Source organism: Agrobacterium salinitolerans, assembly GCF_002008225.1.
GTDB lineage: Bacteria > Pseudomonadota > Alphaproteobacteria > Rhizobiales > Rhizobiaceae > Agrobacterium > Agrobacterium salinitolerans.
Genome location: NZ_MRDH01000016.1, coordinates 1 through 16840 on the forward strand (window position 1 = coordinate 1; position 16840 = coordinate 16840).

Genomic DNA, 16840 nt, shown 5'->3' on the forward strand with positions numbered 1-16840 from the left:
TGCGTGTGGGATCGAGCGGCGGACGGCCGTTGTCGGCACAGTAAAGACCGGCAACACGATCATGGATAAATGAGAAGTCGACCACCGCGTCGATCTTGCGAAGCAGGTGATCTTTCGGGACCAGGCTATCGAGCGTCACCATCTCGAGAGCGGTCTGTTCAGGAGCAGGTTTCTTCAACATGTCCCAATGAATCATAAACCCCCAGCTCACGCCAGGGGTTTGTCAGCAGTCTGAGCCNATCTCGAGAGCGGTCTGTTCAGGAGCAGGTTTCTTCAACATGTCCCAATGAATCATAAACCCCCAGCTCACGCCAGGGGTTTGTCAGCAGTCTGAGCCCGCCGGTAACGGCGGGTTTTTTGTTGGCCTCTCGGCCGTCTTCCTTATGAAAGTTGGCTCAGTGCATCTTCACCGGCGTGCTGAAGCGGCTGGATTCGATGGCCGCGGCACCGGGCTTGAAGCTCGCGGAGGTCGCGGAAGCCGACATATCGTTGCTGAGCATGCGATTGGCGACAACACGCGGCGCCTTTACCGAGCGTCCGGTCGTACCCTTGTTCTGGTTGAGCGCCCAATCCGAAATAAGATCCTGCGTCAGGCGTCCACCGCCCACCATGGCCTGCTGGGAAACGGCGGCATCCTGTTTGCTCGGGCGCGAACCCTTGGTCGGAAGGCCGGCGCTGAGGCCGCCATTGATGGCAGGCTTCAGGTCGAAAGCATCACCGAAGCCAGCCTGCGGTTCGGCCTTGGCCGTTTCGACGGGCGCAACGGTAACCTTGTGGTTGACGGCGGCCGGGAATGGCGCAGCTGTTGGCATCGCGGCCGACTGGACCTGCGACCGGGCGGCCTGACTGCTCTGTTCAAGAGCGGCAACCACCGTGGGCGAAAGCGTACCCTGTTGCGCCTCGGCGAGATCGTCCTCACCTTCAGCGTCGGCATTGGCCGCCGCCAGCAGGGCTTCCGCCACGGCCGGACGATTGGCGGGAACCGGAACAGAGGCGAGTTCGCCGGTTGCAACCGGTGTCGCACCCTCTACAGAAGCCGTCAGGATCGATCCTTCCGCATCACCTCTCATGCCGCGCGGGCCGAGAAGCGTGGGCACCGGAACGGATACCTCAGCCAGATCGGCAAATTGCTGGCGCTCGGCAGGCGCGGAAGCCGGCGTCGGCGTGGTCGCCGCCTGCAGGGCATCCTGCGCGGCATTGCGAGCCGGAGAATAAAGCGCCGTCGCAAGGCCGGTATTGGCAGGCGGCTGATTGCCGAAGGCGGGTCGGGCCGTCGGCAGCGGCGCATCGTTTACACCCGGAAGCGTCTGTGCCGAAGCAACTGCAATCGTGGGTTCAGGCTCCGGAGCCGCCGGGCGAGCAACGGCGGGGCGCTCTGCGGGCGCCGGCGCTGCGATGCTATCTGGATCTTCATCCTCGTCACCGCCGCCAAAGAGGGCCTGCAACAGCGTCTTGCGCTTGCCGCCGCCAGATGAGGCAGGGCCTGCACCGGCGCTGGAAGCAACCTGAATGGAGGAGGAGCTGACGCGCTTCTTGTAATCGGCAAGCGCCTGCTCATAACCGGGAAGCGGCTTGCCGTCGGAAGGAAGATGCAGCGTATTGCCGTTCGGGAAGATGCGGACGAGTTCTTGGCGGCTCATGCGCGGCCAGGCGCGAACGCCGCCGACATCCATGTGCACGAAGGGAGAGCCTGAGGTCGGATAAAAGCCGACGCCGCCGATCTGCATCTGCATGCCGATTTCGCGAAGACGGGCAAGCTTCACACCGGGGATATAAAAGTCCATGGCCTTGCCGAGCATATGCTGGCTTTTTTCCGCAACGCCCTTCGTGCGTGAGCGCAGCAGACCATTGGTCTCGGGCGAACGGAAGGCCGAAACAACGTTGATATAGTCAGTCGCGCCACTGCGGCGATAAACTTCCCAGACGAGATCGAAAAGGCGCGGATCCATGCGTGTCGGCTGGTTGCGACGCCAGTCGCGCAGGAATCGGTTCAGCTCCTGCAGACCTTTCTGGTCATATTTTCCATTGCGCTTGAAGGTGATGACCGCCTTCTCGCGTGTATGAATATAATACAGTTTGAGGCTGCGTGTTTCGGCGGCGGCTTCCGTCGCCGAAACACCGACGAAAGGCATTGCGGCGAGCATCAGGCAGGCAAAGGTGACAGCGCGCGCCGACAGCTTCGTGCATATATCCTTGATCAAGCCGCGCGCGACCTTGGTCGAAAGCGCGTTATTCCGATGCAGATATGGCAATTCGATCCCCGCCTGGAAGACAATTTCTGTCACATTGCCTCAAATGAACGTCAAATACGGTGACACGATGGCAAAATTGCCACACACATACAACCTTCCTCTATATAGTGAATCAGCCACTAACAAGAGGTTTATAGACGGTAAGCGGATATCCTTGCTCAGAAGTTAACGAATTTTGCGATCTGCCTCCAAATGCGGGGTTTGTGCCGTTAGGCTGCATCTCGAAGGGGATCGTCGGGATCGATGCCATAATCCTTCAGCTTGCGATAAAGCGTCGAGCGGCCAATGCCGAGCTTTCTGGCGACCTGGCTCATCTGGCCGCGATAGAAGCGCAGAGCGAAACGGATGAGTTCTTCCTCGATTTCTGCCAGTTTGCGGATGTTGCCCGATTCATCCATGCTGGAGATCAGGTTTCCGCCCCGGTAGATGGTGGTGGAAATATCCGACGGCTCCTCGATGACGGCATGGCTTTCAGCAACCGCCGGAGGGGGCGGTGAATAGGCCGCAAGCTTCAGCGATGCCCCTGAAGGCGAGCGAATGACATCGTCCGCGTCGTCGCCGGTCGAAAATTCCGGCAGTTGCAGGGCGATCTGCGGAAAATCGGAATCTGACAGTTCCTCACCCTGCGACAGCACCACGGCGCGGAAGACGGCGTTTTCGAGCTGACGGATATTACCCGGCCAGTCATAGGCCGTGAGCAGCGCCAGCGCGCTGGCGTCAAGGCCAACAGGATTGGGCAATTTCTGTTCCGCCGAAAAGCGCTCGGCGAAAACGCGCGCCAGATGGGGAATATCTTCCTTGCGGCGGCGTAGCGCCGGAATGGTGATCGGGAAGACGTTGAGGCGATAATAAAGGTCCTCGCGGAATCGGCCTTCCTTCACCTCTTCGATGAGGTTCTTGTTGGTGGCGGAAATCAGCCGCACATTCACCTTCTGCACCCGTGCGGAGCCGACGGTTTCGATTTCGCCTTGCTGGACCGCGCGCAGCAGCTTCACCTGCACATCCAGCGGCAGATCGCCGATTTCATCGAGGAACAGCGTGCCGCCGTCCGCCTCCATGAATTTGCCGACATGTTTTTCCGTCGCGCCCGTGAAGGCTCCCTTTTCATGGCCGAAGAGGATACTTTCCACGAGATTATGGGGAATGGCGCCGCAATTGACGGTGATGAAGGCCTTATTCGCCCTGTCTCCGGCCGACTGGATGGCGCGGGCGACCATTTCCTTGCCCACACCGGATTCGCCTTCCAGCACCACGGGAATGCTGGACTGGGCAGCGCGCTGCGCGAGTTCGATAACCCTCAGCATTGCCGGGCTTGCGGAAACGATATCGGTAAAATTCACTGCATTGCTCCGTCCGCGCCTTCCCGTGCGGGCTTTTGCCTCTCTCCTGTCGAGCTTGAGCGCATTGGAGATGGCAGCGCCGATCCTTTCCGGCGAAACCGGCTTGACGACGAAATCGAAAGCGCCGGCGCGCATGGCCTGTACGACGGTATCGATGCCGCCCTGACCGGTCTGAACGATGACAGGAACATCGGTGCCGACTTCGCCGATAGCTTTGAGAAAGGTAAGCCCGTCCATTTCAGGCATCATGAGGTCGAGGACAATGACGTTGATCTCGCCGCTATATTGCTTGAGCAGTTCCAGCCCCGCCTTGCCGTTTTCGGCAAGCAAGGCGAGATGCCCATAACGTTCCACCGCATTTTTGAGCAGGCGGCGCTGGACGGGATCATCGTCTATCACGAGAACATGCGCGGTCATTTTTAGCTCCGGTTTCCGGTTTATGGACCTGCTTCATGCGGTCCCTTATTCCGCACTCTGGCATGGGAGACTTGAACATCCAGTTTTGAGAATTGCTTGCATTTTATCCATTGCCGCGGGAAACAAGGTCCCCATATGCTTCGCACGCATAATCAGAAGGACACGTTCGATGACCCTCAACCGCCCGACCCCGCAACCCGTCTTCTCCCTTGCCGAAACCGCCGGTCCGGCACTTGGCGACCTTCCCGGCTGGAAGCTCTCGGACCTCTATCCATCGGGGGATTCGCCGGAATACAAGGGCGATCTCGACAAGGCGGCGTCGATGGCGGCGGCTTTCGAGGAGAAATGGAAGGGCAGGCTTGAAGCTGCTGCAAAGGCGACGGGCGACAAGGGCATCGGCGCGGCGCTCAAGGAATATGAAGCGCTGGATGATCTCATCGGCCGCATCGGCTCCTTTGCCGGGCTCACCTATTTTTCCGATACGTCGAACCCGGCAAACGGCAAGCTTTACGGCGATGCCCAGGCGAAGCTGACGGATATTTCCTCCCACCTCCTGTTCTTCACCCTTGAGCTCAACCGCATCGATGACGCCACAATGGACGCCTGCATGGCGAATGACGCAGTAGCGGGTCACTACCGCCCCTGGCTGGTGGATTTGCGCAAGGACAAGCCGCACCAGCTCGACGATCAGCTTGAACAGCTTTTCCTCGAAAAATCGATGACCAGCGCAGCGGCCTTCAACCGCCTGTTCGATGAAACGATGGCCGATCTGCGTTTCGACATAGACGGTGCGAGCCTGCCGCTGGAAGTGACGCTCAACATGCTGCAGGAGCCGGAGCCGGAAACCCGCAAGAAGGCGGCTCAGGCGCTGAGCGCCACCTTCAAGGACAATCTGCGCGTCTTCACGCTCATCACCAACACGCTCGCCAAGGACAAGGATATTTCCGACCGCTGGCGCAAATTCGAGGATATTGCCGATAGCCGTCATCTCGCCAACCGCGTCGAGCGCGAAGTGGTCGATGCTTTGGCCGCGGCGGTCAAGAAAGCCTATCCGCGCCTCTCTCATCGTTATTACGCCATGAAGGCGAAATGGCTCGGCATGGAGCAGATGAATTATTGGGACCGCAACGCGCCGCTTCCCGATACGTCGAACACGATCATCCCTTGGGATGAGGCAAAGGACACGGTGCTTTCCGCCTATGGTAGTTTCGCCCCCGAGATGGCCGATATTGCTCGTCGTTTCTTCGATGAAGAGTGGATCGACGCCCCCGCGCGCGCCGGCAAGGCGCCGGGCGCCTTCGCGCATCCGACCGTGCCTTCGGCCCATCCCTATGTGCTGGTCAACTATCTCGGTAAACCGCGTGACGTGATGACGCTTGCCCATGAGCTTGGTCACGGCGTTCATCAGGTTCTGGCCGGCGAACAGGGCGCCTTGATGTGCGCCACGCCGCTGACGCTTGCCGAGACAGCCTCCGTTTTCGGGGAAATGCTGACCTTCCGCAAGCTGCTTGACGACACCAGAGACATCAGGGAACGCAAGGCCATGCTCGCCCGCAAGGTCGAGGATATGATCAACACGGTCGTGCGCCAGATCGCTTTTTATGAATTCGAGCGCAAGCTGCATACCGCCCGCAAGCAGGGCGAGCTGACTTCCGGGCAGATCGGCGAATTGTGGCTGTCCGTTCAGGCCGAGAGCCTTGGTCCGGCGATCCGGATTTCCGAAGGCTACGAGACATGGTGGACCTACATCCCCCATTTCATTCACTCGCCCTTTTATGTTTATGCCTACGCCTTCGGCGACTGCCTGGTGAACTCGCTCTATGCGGTTTATCAGAAGGCAGAGACGGGCTTTCAGGAGAAATATTTCGAGCTTCTGAAGGCGGGCGGCACCAAACACCATTCGGAGCTTCTGAAACCCTTCGGCCTCGACGCGACCGATCCCTCGTTCTGGGACAAGGGGCTTTCGATGATCGAAGGGCTGATCGACGAGCTGGAAGCGCTGGATAACAAACAGGCTTAATCTCTTCCGCCGGCAGGGCTATCCTATTTCGGACAAGCTTTGCCGGTTGATATTGCCGGCGGAAACACCGGTAAACAATTCAGGCGACGAGCACAGGTAATGAAACGCAAACCCGCCGATCTGACCTTGAGGGAAACCTTGCGCTGGGAGCCGCAGACCGGCTTTCAGCGCATCGACCAGCATATGCGCCGATTGCTGCGCTCGGCCGACGCGCTCGGTTTTCGCGCGCCGGTCAATGCGCTTCAGGTACTGGAAAAGAAGGTGGGCGGAGAAAAGCCGCTCTGCGTCAGGCTGGTCATGAACTACAAGGGCGAACTCGACGTCGAAACCGCCGACTTCCAGCCCTTGCGGCAGGATACCGTCTGGCGGGTTCGCATCGCCCGGCAGACCACGCTCGATTCTTCCGACACCTTCTATCGTCACAAGTCCTCACGCCGCGAGCCCTATGACGCCGCCCGGGCCGAATTTTCAGCCGGAGAGGCCGACGAGGTTCTGCTCCTCAACGAGCGCGGCGAGTTGTGCGAGGGATCGTCGACCAGCATTTTCGTCGAAATGCCGGATGGGCAATTGCTGACGCCGCCGCTCGACAGCGGCATTCTGCCGGGTGTGCTGCGCGCCGATCTGATCCGCGACCGCAGGGCGCGCGGACAGTCGCTGAAACCGGACGACATTGCCGGCCGGAAACTCTTCGTCGGCAATTCGCTGCATGGATTGATTGCGGCGGAACTCGTCTAAACAGTCACCGCTAGAAGCCGGTCGCGGCCTTTGTCCTTGGCCGCATAAAGAGCCTGATCCGCCCGCATGAAAACATCATCCGTGCTTTCCGGTGCGCGATACACCGTCAGCCCGGCCGAGCAGCTATAGGAAAAATCCGGGAATTCAGAGAGGGGTCTCGAAAGACGCACCTTCTGCAGCAGCTGTTCAACGATCTCCCGGCCCTCGGCCACCGTGCTGCGCGGCAGGATGAGCATGAATTCCTCGCCGCCGATCCTGCCGAAACAATCCACCCGCCGGATGACGGAATGGGCGATGCCGACGAAATCGCGAAGCACCGCATCCCCGCATTTATGGCCGAAACGATCGTTGATCTGCTTGAAGAAATCGATATCGAGCGTGCACAGGCAAAAGGGCGTTTCCAGCCCCTTGGTAACCCGCTCCACCTGCAGAGCCAGCTTGGCGAAGACGAAGCGGCGGTTTGCGGTCCCGGTCAATTCATCCGTCTGCGAGGCGCGCACCGCCAGATCCCTGTCCTGTCTTAGCGTCCTGTAACCTTGGCGCAATTCGGTAACGTCGCTTGCGACACACAGCATCCAGCCATCCTGCTGCACCGTTTCCGTCATCCAGAACCAGCGGCCGTCATACATGTCCATCTCAAAGGCGCGATAAGGCAGCTTGCCGCGTCGGGATTGCGCCGACAACAGCCACCCCTCGAAATCACTGTTGCGGACGACGACGCCGCTGCGCAGCCGATGGTTCAACCGCATGATGTCCGCCCAGGTCGGAAAATCGCCGGCAGCAAGCTGAAAGCTTTCCCGAAACGACGGATTGGCATGGCGCAACCGATCCTCGGAATCGTAAAGGGCAATAAGAACGGGGGTGGCGCTCTGAAGCGCTGCGACACGCTCGATAAGATTATTCAACGGGCAACTCCCCTGCGATGGCGAAAACTCCCCCGTCGTCATCCGGCCAAAGCCCCCAAGCCTTTGGACATAGAGAGGAAAAGGAGAACTTAATTATAAACGCACTCTCTAAAATGCGAAGAGGCAGAATGCGGTGAAAAGGCTGCCCGAACCCGTCCTGTCATAACCATCGTCATATGTCCGTCATCCACCTGCCCTTTATTGTGGCACGCTTTTGTGATCTAGCTTACTTATTGGCTAAAAAAGGAAAATTGACGAATGACGGATGCAAACCACCCGATTTACGGCGATATTGACGGCCCCATCATCATGATCGGCTTCGGCTCCATCGGGCGCGGTACTCTTCCGTTGATCGAACGTCATTTCAATTTCGACAGGACCCGGCTCGTCGTCATCGACCCGCGCGAGGACATCGCGGCCTTTCTGGCCGAAAGGAACATCCGCCATATCCAGACGCATCTGACCAAGGAAAATTACCGCGAGATTTTGAAGCCGCTCCTCAAGGGCGTTCAGGGCCAGGGCTTCTGCGTCAATCTTTCGGTCGATGCCGCCTCCGTCGATCTGATGCGGATTTGCCGCAAGCATGGCATGCTTTACATCGACACGGTCGTCGAACCCTGGCCCGGGTTTTATTTCGACGCCGATGCCGACAATGCGTCCCGTACCAACTATTCGCTACGCGAGACCATGTTGAAGGAAAGGGCGCGCAAGCCGGGCGGCACGACGGCGGTTTCCACCTGCGGCGCCAATCCGGGCATGGTGTCCTGGTTCGTGAAACAGGCGCTCGTCAATCTCGCCAAGGATACCGGCCACGACATCGAGGAGCCACAGCCACATGACCGGGAGGGCTGGTCAAAGCTGATGAAGCGGCTTGGCGTCAAAGGCGTTCACGTGGCCGAACGCGACACCCAGCGGGCGAAGGAACCCAAGCCCTTCGGCGCTTTCTGGAACACATGGTCCGTTGAAGGTTTTATCGCGGAGGGTTTTCAGCCCGCCGAACTCGGCTGGGGAACACATGAAAACTGGATGCCGAAAAACGCGAAAAAACAGAAAAAGGGAAGCAAGGCGGCGATCTATCTCGACCAGCCCGGCGCCAATACGCGGGTGCGGACATGGTGTCCGGGTCTGGGTCCGCAATATGGATTTCTCGTAACGCATAACGAAGCGATTTCGATTTCCGACTATTTCACCGTCCGCAACGATGATGGCGACGTGACGTATCGGCCGACCTGCCATTATGCCTATCATCCCTGCAACGACGCCATTCTTTCCCTGCATGAACTTTTCGGCAATGGCGGCACCCCTCAGCCCATCCAGCATGTGCTTACCGAAGACGAGCTTGTCGACGGCGCTGATGAACTCGGCGTTCTTCTTTATGGCCATGACAGGAATGCCTATTGGTATGGGTCGCGGTTGAGCCTGCAGGAGGCGCGTTTGCTTGCGCCCAGCCAGAATGCCACCGGATTGCAGGTCAGTTCCGCGGTTCTGGCCGGCATGGTCTGGGCAATCGAAAATCCTGAAGCCGGCATCGTCGAGGCGGATGAAATGGATTACCGCCGTTGTCTCGAGGTGCAGCGCCCCTATCTCGGACCCGTGGAGGGCCATTATACCGACTGGAAACCGACCGATGGTCGCCCCGGCCTGTTTCCCGACAACATCGATACGTCTGACCCCTGGCAGTTTCGCAACATCCTCGTGCGCTGACGGGACGGAGTCTCATATTTGTCACGCAGAGGCTTTCCTGAATGACGTCAGGAACCGGGGAGAGCGAGCAACGTTGCCTTGAAATAAGAAACGCTTCACGGCATGGTCGAAGCATAGAAAGTTTCATCGAATCGCAGGAGAACAGGCTCATGAACTTCAAGACAAGCGCTGCTTTGCTTTCAGCCGCCATAGCGGTGTCTTCATGCGTCGCGCCGGGACCCTCGCAGCAGTCCTCGATGGCGCCTTCGCTTTCCCGCGGCCCGGCCGTCGATGGCCGCTGGATCGACCGTAACGGCATCGTATCGACCTTCCAGAACGGCGCCTTCTCCACCCGTTCGACCGACACCAACACGCTTCTGGCCTCCGGCACCTATGTCACGATTTCGCCGACGCTTTACGAAATCAACATGACCTCGCTGGTGCGCAACACGCAGTCGCGCGTAAACTGCGCCCTCGTCTCCCCGTCACAATTGAACTGCACGACGGATACGAACAGCCAGTTCTCGCTGACGCGCCAGGGCTGATAACACCGTTTTTTAATGGGATGACCTTCTGAAACGCACGCCTTCAGCGTGCGTTTTTCTTTATTGCGCGCCTGTCATAATTTCGCTTGCGGCGGCTGCCGCTAAATGGAAACATCCGGCGTTCGAAAGACTGACATGTTTTCGGATTAAAAAATGAGTTCGGTCGGAGGATGATCAGCCGGCCTGTACTTCCGCTTTGAACAAGAGAGAGGGACGATGAGGAAAATTTTGGCGCTGGGTATGCTGAGCGTTTCGGTAATGACGCTTTCAGCCGGGGTCGCTCTGGCCGACTACAAACTTAACATTCTTCACATCAATGACCTTCACTCACGTATCGAGGCGATCAACAAATTCGATTCGACCTGCTCACCTGCCGAAACGGAAAAGAAGGAATGCTTCGGCGGTATCGCCCGTGTGAAAGGCGCGATCGACGCGCGCCGCGGAGAGCTTGGCAGCAACGCCAACCTCCTCGTTCTCGATGCCGGTGATCAGTTCCAGGGCTCGCTGTTCTACACGCAGTACAAGAGCGAACCGATTGCTGAATTCATGAACGGCATCGGCTTCGATGCCATGGCAATCGGCAATCATGAATTCGATGACGGTCCGGAAGAGCTGCTGAAATTCATCAACGCGCTGAAGTTCCCGATCATTTCCGGAAACACCAAGGCGGCCGCAGGCTCCATTCTGGCCGATAAGTACAAGGGCTACGTCATCAAGGATCTGGGCGGTCAGAAGGTCGCCGTGGTTTCGGTGCTTGCGACCGACACCAACGAGACCTCCTCGCCGGGCGACAAGATCAGCTTCGAAGACGAGATCGCCTATCTGAAAGGCGCCGTAAAGGAAATTCAGGATCAGGGTGTCAACAAGATCGTGCTGCTTTCGCATGTCGGTTACGTCCGGGATCAGGAAATAGCGCAGGCGGTGGACGGTATCGATGTCATTGTCGGCGGTCATAGCCACACCCTGCTTTCCAGCACCGACCCCAAGGCCGCCGGTCCTTATCCCACACTCGTCAAGAACCCGTCGGGGATCGATGTTCCAATCGTAACGGCCTACGCCTATTCGAAATATCTCGGCGACCTCGCCGTGACCTTCGATGACAATGGCGTCGTCAAATCCGCCGAAGGCGCACCGAAACTTCTCGATGTCTCGGTTACGCCGGACGATGCATTCACCAAACGCGTGACGGAGCTTGCCGGCCCGCTCGAGGAGATGAAGAAAAAGGAAATCGGCTCCTCCGAAAGTGTGATCGACGGTTCGCGTGAAGTTTGCCGCGCCAAGGAATGCACGATGGGCAATCTCGTTTCCGACGCGCTGCTGGATCGCGTCAAGGATCAGGGCGTGACCATCGCCATCCAGAACGGCGGCGGTTTGCGCGCTTCCATCGATGCCGGAACGGTAACGATGGGTGAAGTCCTGACGGTCCTGCCGTTCCAGAATTCCATTGCCACGTTTCAGCTGAAAGGTTCGGATCTGGTCGCGGCTCTTGAGAACGGCGCAAGCCAGATCGAAGAAGGCGCCGGCCGTTTTGCGCAGGTCGCCGGCCTCAAATATTCGTTCGACCGCTCCAAACCGCCAGGTAGCCGCGTTGTTTCCGTCGAGGTCAAGGAAGGCGAAAGCTTCGTGCCGCTCGACCCCAACAAGACCTATGGCGTCGTCTCCAACAACTACATGCGCTCGGGTGGTGACGGCTACAAGGTCTTCGCGACCAAGGCGATAAACCCCTATGACTTCGGCCCAAGCCTTGAAGACGCGGTTGCGGCCTATATCAGTGCCAACAGCCCCTACAAGCCGCATATGGATGGCCGCATCACCGACGCAACTCCTGCGGATTACGTGGCGCCTGCAAAACAGCCAGCACCGCCGGCATCAGCCCCCGCCGCCGCCGCGCCCGCCGCAACCACCGCTGCTGCACCGGCGCCCGCTGCGACGGCCCCGGCAGCGCCTGCAACTGCACAAGCAGCCGCCAGCAAATATGTCGTTGAAAAGGGCGACTCGCTCTGGAAGATCGCAGCAGAGAAATATGGCGACGGCGCTCTCTGGAGCAGAATTGCCAAGGCAAACACGCTGAAGCAGCCGAACCACATCGAGATCGGTGAGGAACTGGAACTGCCGGCTCAATAAGCCGAACGGGAACAGACAGGGCAATTTGCCGCAGACAGGAAGCCGGCCCTCGGATATCGGGGCCGGCTTCCTATTTTCCTTTTAAAACAAACCGTTACGGATCAAATTTTTGCAAGGGACCGCGCGTGGCTTTCTCCCCCCGGGAAATAGCCTTCACCGGTAGTTTAATCCTGAAAAATTTCGTCTAGAACACGTGAACGAATTGACCGCACGAGCGTATAGCTCGGGCATCGTCGGCCCAAACCCCGCCGCGGTTGGCGTTCGGCGCGCATCAACAGAAGATGGAGCGTTTCAGCCCTTATCCGGAACGAACCGCTCCTCACGCAAACAGTCAGAGTTTCAGGGTGTCATTCATGGCGACAGAACTATCCGCACTCCCCGCAAACCATCCCCGCACGGCATTTGGCAAGGTCGGCGTCCTGCTGGTCAATCTCGGCACGCCTGACGGTACGGATTATTGGTCGATGCGCCGTTATCTGGCGGAATTCCTGAGCGACAAGCGGGTAATCGAATGGTCGCGTCTCTACTGGTATCCGATACTTTACGGTATTGTCCTCAACAAGCGCCCGCAGAAAGTCGGCAAGGCCTATGAGGAAATCTGGAACCACGAGCGCAACGAAAGCTATCTGCGCACCTATACACGCAGCCAGGGCGAGTTGCTGGCGGAAGCGCTGAAAGACCTGCCAAATGTTGTGGTCGACTGGGGCATGCGTTACGGCCAGCCCTCCATCGCCTCGAGGATCGACGCGCTGAAGGAACTGGGCTGCGAAAAAATCCTGCTCTTCCCGCTTTATCCGCAATATGCTGCGTCGACGACGGCAACTGTGAACGACAAGGCTTTCGAACACCTGATGAAGCTGCGCTGGCAGCCAGCCATCCGCACCGTCCCGCCATATCATGACGATCCGGCCTATATCGAGGCGCTTGCCGCCTCGGTGAAAAACCATCTGGCGACGCTGGACTGGGAACCGGAAATGCTGATCACGTCATTCCACGGCATTCCGCAATCCTATTTCAAAAAAGGCGATCCTTATTATTGTCACTGCCAGAAAACCGCCCGGCTGCTGCGCGAGGCGCTGGGGCGTACAGAGAAAAATTTCATGATCACCTTCCAGTCGCGTTTCGGGCCGGAGGAATGGTTGCAGCCCTATACCGACAAGACCGTGGAAAAGCTGGCGTCGGAAGGCGTCAAGCGCATCGCCGTGATGAATCCCGGCTTCGTTTCGGATTGTCTTGAGACACTGGAAGAAATCGCCGGTGAAGCGGGCGAGATTTTCCTGCATAATGGCGGAGAGAAATTTACCCATATTCCCTGCCTGAACGACAGTGCCGAGGGCATGAATGTTCTCGAAAAGGTTGTGAGACGGGAGTTGCAAGGGTGGGTGTAATCTTGCCATAACGATGCCGGGCTAAAACCCGCATGGTTCTGATCTGGAGGAAAAGTGATGATTGCATTGGGCGGTTTCGATATCGTCGTGCTGGCGGCAGTGGTTCTGGTCATTCTGGTGCTGTTTGCCGGCATCAAGACCGTGCCGCAGGGATATCGCTACACGGTTGAACGTTTCGGGCGTTATACCCGCACGCTCGAACCGGGCCTTAACCTGATCATACCCTTCTTCGAGCGTATCGGCGCCCGCATGAATGTGATGGAACAGGTGCTGGATATCGCCACCCAGGAAGTCATTACCCGCGACAATGCCAGCGTTTCTGCCGATGCGGTGGCCTTCTACCAGGTTTTGAACGCCGCGCAGGCCGCCTATCAGATCGCCAATCTGGAAAACGCCATCCAGAACCTTACCATGACCAATATCCGCTCGGTGATGGGCTCGATGGACCTCGACGAGTTGCTGTCGAACCGTGACGCCATCAACGATCGCCTGCTGCGCGTGGTCGATGAGGCCGTCGGGCCATGGGGTATCAAGGTCACCCGCATCGAAATCAAGGACATCGCGCCGCCGAAGGATCTCGTCGATTCCATGGCGCGGCAGATGAAGGCGGAGCGCGAAAAACGCGCACAGGTGCTGGAAGCCGAAGGCGCCCGCAACGCCCAGATTCTGCGCGCGGAAGGCGCAAAGCAATCCGCCATTCTTGAGGCCGAAGGCCAACGCGAGGCGGCGTTCCGCGACGCCGAGGCGCGCGAACGTCTGGCCGAGGCCGAGGCCAACGCCACCCGCATGGTCTCGGAAGCCATTGCCGCCGGCAATGTCCACGCCATCAACTATTTTGTCGCCCAGAAATACACCGAGGCGCTCGCCGAGATCGGCACCGCGAAGAATTCCAAAATCGTGCTGATGCCGATGGAGGCTTCGGCGCTGATCGGTTCCCTCGGCGGTATCGGCACGATTGCGAAAGAGGTTTTCGGCGAAAGGGGCGACGCACCGACTGCGCCTGCCACCTCCACGGCGTCCCGCTCCGTGCCGCCGACGCGACCCTCCGGCCAGAGCATCAACGTCACGATCCCTGGTAATCCATTCGGTTCTTCGTCGGAGAAATGACGATGTTACAACAGCTTGCCACTGAGCTGGGGCCGTGGAGCTGGTGGATCGTCGCCTTCGTGCTTCTGGCCGCCGAACTCATCGCTCCCGGCGTGTTCTTGATCTGGATCGGCCTCGCCGCGCTGGTTATCGGCGCGGTCTCGCTGCTTTTGTGGGATGCTGCATTCTGGGCCTGGCAATTGCAGTTGGTGCTGTTTGCCGCGCTCTCCATCGTTTTCGCCCTGCTCGGCCGGAAATATTTCGGAAGAAACCGGGCTGCAAGCGACGAACCCTTCCTCAACCAGCGGGAGGCAAGCCTTGTCGGACGCACCGCGACCCTTCAGGAACCTATTGTCGAAGGGCGTGGCCGGATCAGGCTGGACGACACATGGTGGCCGGTCAACGGCGAAGACCTGCCGGCCGGCACCCGGGTAAGAATAGCTTCCGCACGCGGACGCACGCTGACAATCGAGCCGCTAGACCGATAAGTTCAAGATCGGCGACGGCTTCAAGCCACGCCAATTCTCAAGAGATCGTGGAAATGCACCAGCCCAATGGGCCGGTTATCCTCATCAATGACAATCAGCGCGCCAATGTGGAATTTTTCCAGCGTCGCCAGCGCACTGGTCGCCAGCACGGATTTTTTGACGGTTTTCGGCGTGCGGGTCATGATGTCATCGACCGTCATCTCGGCGAGGTTGCGCGACAGGTTGCGCGCCATATCGCCCTCGGTGACGATGCCGCACAGGCGGCCATCCTCGTCCAGAACGCCGACACAGCCAAAATGCTTGCGCGAGAGAACACCGACTGCTTCCGGCATGGCCGTTCCCTTGTTGACCAGCGGCACGCGATCGCCCGTATGCATGATATCGCCGACCAGCGTCAGGCTTGCCCCCAGCTTGCCGCCGGGATGGAACACCTTGAAGTCACCGGCAGTGAAATTGCGCGCCTCCAGCAGCGCAACGGCCAGGGCATCGCCCAGCGCAAGCTGCATCAACGTAGAGGTCGTCGGCGCAAGGCCGAGCGGGCAGGCTTCCTGCTCATTGGGAACCAGCAGCACGATGTCTGAAGCCCGCGCCAGCGATGAATTTTCCGAACAGGTGAGCGCGATCAGCGGAATCGAGAAACGGCGGGAATAATTGATGATGCTGCGCAATTCAGCGCTTTCACCACCCTTGGAAATGGCCAGTATCACATCATCGCCGCCGATCATGCCGAGATCGCCGTGATTGGCCTCAGCCGCATGCACAAAAAAGGCGGGCGTGCCAGTGGAAGCGAAGGTGGCGGCAAGTTTTGCGCCTATATGGCCGCTTTTCCCGACCCCGGTAATGATGAGACGGCCATTCGACTGGCCGATGGTCTCGATCGCCTTGCAGAATGGGTCAGAAAGACCGTTCCTCAGAGCATCCTCGAGGGCGGCAAGGCCAGCCCGCTCCATTGAGATCGTCCGCACGGCGGATTCGATGGCGTTGTCTTCGACCAATTTGACGGCGCGTGTAATCATGGCCGACTGTTACTCTTTCAACCGAAATAAGTCCACTCTTCACCGGCGGGCGCAGGGTTTTAGTAGATACCGCCCGAAAATCTCCAACGGTTTCGGTAAAGCGGCGCCTCGTCAATGACGCCGATCCGGCGGAGAAATCTCCTCCATCGTTCCAAGCCGTTTGAAGGGGATGTTTTCCTCGTCGACCAGATACCGCCCGAGCGTCCTTACCCATGAGACCGAGCCGTCGCTGCGGCGCACGGCGTATTCCTGATTATAAAAACTTGCGGCCTTCAGGGTGATCAATGCCGATTCGATCACGCGGTTTCGATGATCGATATCTACTTTTTCAAGCATCTGAAAAATGCTGATCCCCTGCATTGCCTGTCGCAGCGGAATCCCAAAGAGTTTGGCACATACTTCGTCTAGATAGAAACGGTCATTGGTAATATCCCAACAATAAAAACCGAGCTGCTTGGTGTTCAAAACCGGATTCATGAAACGATGCTGTCACACAAAATAAAATTCAATACCACTTGTTGGGCAATAGAAGATCAGCCCATATAAACCATAGGGCGATTCCGCACCAAATTGAAACGTTTTAATCTTCTCATATTAGGAATATTTTGCATTCTTGACCATTTTCTTCCAGTCATGGTGACGGGTGAAATCGTCCCACCGGGCCTGATGATCGGCGCCGTTGGCTTTGCGCTCCTACCATAACACCGAAATCCCGGCGATGTTTATCAACTGTTAACCATAAAAAACCTATTGTTAAAGCGATGTTAAAACTTGCGTCGCCTGTCTGGTCCCTGGTTTCTTCACGTCATTTCATCGGCCTATTACTCATCGGGCCTGAGGG

Annotated in this window: 14 protein-coding genes; 8 read left to right on the top strand and 6 right to left on the bottom strand. The window is 58.3% G+C overall.

The genetic code is table 11. The features are described from left to right. The 3 genes from BS627_RS12160 to BS627_RS12170 form a co-directional block, all read right to left on the bottom strand. A partial coding sequence (locus BS627_RS12160; RefSeq protein WP_476726632.1) for a transposase occupies positions 1-181 on the bottom strand: 181 nt, incomplete at its 3' end. 214 nt (positions 182-395) lie between these two features. After that, the gene (locus tag BS627_RS12165) at positions 396-2285 is read right to left on the bottom strand and encodes a peptidoglycan L,D-endopeptidase MepK (RefSeq protein ID WP_165691236.1); all 1890 of its coding nucleotides are present in this window, start codon (positions 2283-2285) and stop codon (positions 396-398) included. 176 nt (positions 2286-2461) lie between these two features. After that, entirely contained in the window at positions 2462-4009 is a 1548-nt protein-coding gene (locus BS627_RS12170; RefSeq protein WP_077983496.1) for a sigma-54-dependent transcriptional regulator, read from the bottom strand. A gap of 169 nt (positions 4010-4178) precedes the next feature. Between BS627_RS12170 and BS627_RS12175 the strand changes: the two genes are divergently transcribed. Beyond that, a complete protein-coding gene (locus BS627_RS12175; RefSeq protein WP_077983497.1) occupies positions 4179-6029 on the top strand; it encodes a M3 family oligoendopeptidase in 1851 nt (616 codons plus the stop codon). A 99-nt stretch (positions 6030-6128) separates the two neighbouring features. Beyond that, a complete protein-coding gene (locus BS627_RS12180; protein WP_077983498.1) occupies positions 6129-6764 on the top strand; it encodes an aminotransferase class IV family protein in 636 nt (211 codons plus the stop codon). Here the strand turns inward: BS627_RS12180 and BS627_RS12185 are convergent. Further along, a complete protein-coding gene (locus tag BS627_RS12185; RefSeq protein WP_077983499.1) occupies positions 6761-7669 on the bottom strand; it encodes a sensor domain-containing diguanylate cyclase in 909 nt (302 codons plus the stop codon). The genes BS627_RS12180 and BS627_RS12185 overlap by 4 nt on opposite strands. A 258-nt stretch (positions 7670-7927) precedes the next feature. Between BS627_RS12185 and BS627_RS12190 the strand changes: the two genes are divergently transcribed. The 6 genes from BS627_RS12190 (at position 7928) to BS627_RS12215 (ending at position 14983) form a co-directional block, all read left to right on the top strand. Then, positions 7928-9373: a homospermidine synthase gene (locus tag BS627_RS12190; protein ID WP_077983500.1), complete on the top strand. Its 1446-nt coding sequence runs from the start codon at positions 7928-7930 to the stop codon at positions 9371-9373. A 149-nt stretch (positions 9374-9522) separates the two neighbouring features. Then, complete coding sequence (gene omp10, locus BS627_RS12195) at positions 9523-9897, top strand: outer membrane lipoprotein Omp10 (RefSeq protein WP_077983501.1); 375 nt, start codon at positions 9523-9525, stop codon at positions 9895-9897. A 216-nt stretch (positions 9898-10113) separates the two neighbouring features. Beyond that, positions 10114-12021 (top strand): 5'-nucleotidase C-terminal domain-containing protein, encoded by a 1908-nt coding sequence (locus BS627_RS12200; RefSeq protein ID WP_077983502.1) that lies wholly within the window; start codon positions 10114-10116, stop codon positions 12019-12021. Between the two features lie 353 nt (positions 12022-12374). Then, positions 12375-13409, top strand: a complete 1035-nt coding sequence (hemH, locus tag BS627_RS12205; protein ID WP_077983503.1) for a ferrochelatase — start codon at positions 12375-12377, stop codon at positions 13407-13409. 57 nt (positions 13410-13466) lie between these two features. Beyond that, complete coding sequence (locus BS627_RS12210) at positions 13467-14516, top strand: SPFH domain-containing protein (protein ID WP_077983504.1); 1050 nt, start codon at positions 13467-13469, stop codon at positions 14514-14516. 2 nt (positions 14517-14518) lie between these two features. Next, positions 14519-14983, top strand: a complete 465-nt coding sequence (locus tag BS627_RS12215) for an NfeD family protein (protein ID WP_077983505.1) — start codon at positions 14519-14521, stop codon at positions 14981-14983. 20 nt (positions 14984-15003) lie between these two features. Here the strand turns inward: BS627_RS12215 and BS627_RS12220 are convergent, their stop codons facing one another. Both BS627_RS12220 and BS627_RS12225 read right to left on the bottom strand, forming a co-directional pair. Next, a complete protein-coding gene (locus BS627_RS12220) occupies positions 15004-15999 on the bottom strand; it encodes a KpsF/GutQ family sugar-phosphate isomerase (RefSeq protein ID WP_077983506.1) in 996 nt (331 codons plus the stop codon). 111 nt (positions 16000-16110) lie between these two features. Next, on the bottom strand, positions 16111-16476 hold the full coding sequence (locus tag BS627_RS12225) for a PAS domain-containing protein (RefSeq protein WP_077983507.1): 366 nt from the start codon (positions 16474-16476) through the stop codon (positions 16111-16113). Between the last annotated feature and the right edge of the window lie 364 nt (positions 16477-16840).

What these genes read in the sequence shown, in the direction of transcription:
- BS627_RS12170 (WP_077983496.1), bottom strand. Translation starts at nt 4,009, where the DNA reads ATGACCGCGCATGTTCTCGTGATAGACGATGATCCCGTCCAGCGCCGC.
- BS627_RS12175 (WP_077983497.1), top strand. Translation starts at nt 4,179, where the DNA reads ATGACCCTCAACCGCCCGACCCCGCAACCCGTCTTCTCCCTTGCCGAA.
- BS627_RS12180 (WP_077983498.1), top strand. Translation starts at nt 6,129, where the DNA reads ATGAAACGCAAACCCGCCGATCTGACCTTGAGGGAAACCTTGCGCTGG.
- BS627_RS12190 (WP_077983500.1), top strand. Translation starts at nt 7,928, where the DNA reads ATGACGGATGCAAACCACCCGATTTACGGCGATATTGACGGCCCCATC.
- omp10 (WP_077983501.1), top strand. Translation starts at nt 9,523, where the DNA reads ATGAACTTCAAGACAAGCGCTGCTTTGCTTTCAGCCGCCATAGCGGTG.
- BS627_RS12200 (WP_077983502.1), top strand. Translation starts at nt 10,114, where the DNA reads ATGAGGAAAATTTTGGCGCTGGGTATGCTGAGCGTTTCGGTAATGACG.
- hemH (WP_077983503.1), top strand. Translation starts at nt 12,375, where the DNA reads ATGGCGACAGAACTATCCGCACTCCCCGCAAACCATCCCCGCACGGCA.
- BS627_RS12210 (WP_077983504.1), top strand. Translation starts at nt 13,467, where the DNA reads ATGATTGCATTGGGCGGTTTCGATATCGTCGTGCTGGCGGCAGTGGTT.
- BS627_RS12215 (WP_077983505.1), top strand. Translation starts at nt 14,519, where the DNA reads ATGTTACAACAGCTTGCCACTGAGCTGGGGCCGTGGAGCTGGTGGATC.
- BS627_RS12220 (WP_077983506.1), bottom strand. Translation starts at nt 15,999, where the DNA reads ATGATTACACGCGCCGTCAAATTGGTCGAAGACAACGCCATCGAATCC.
- BS627_RS12225 (WP_077983507.1), bottom strand. Translation starts at nt 16,476, where the DNA reads ATGAATCCGGTTTTGAACACCAAGCAGCTCGGTTTTTATTGTTGGGAT.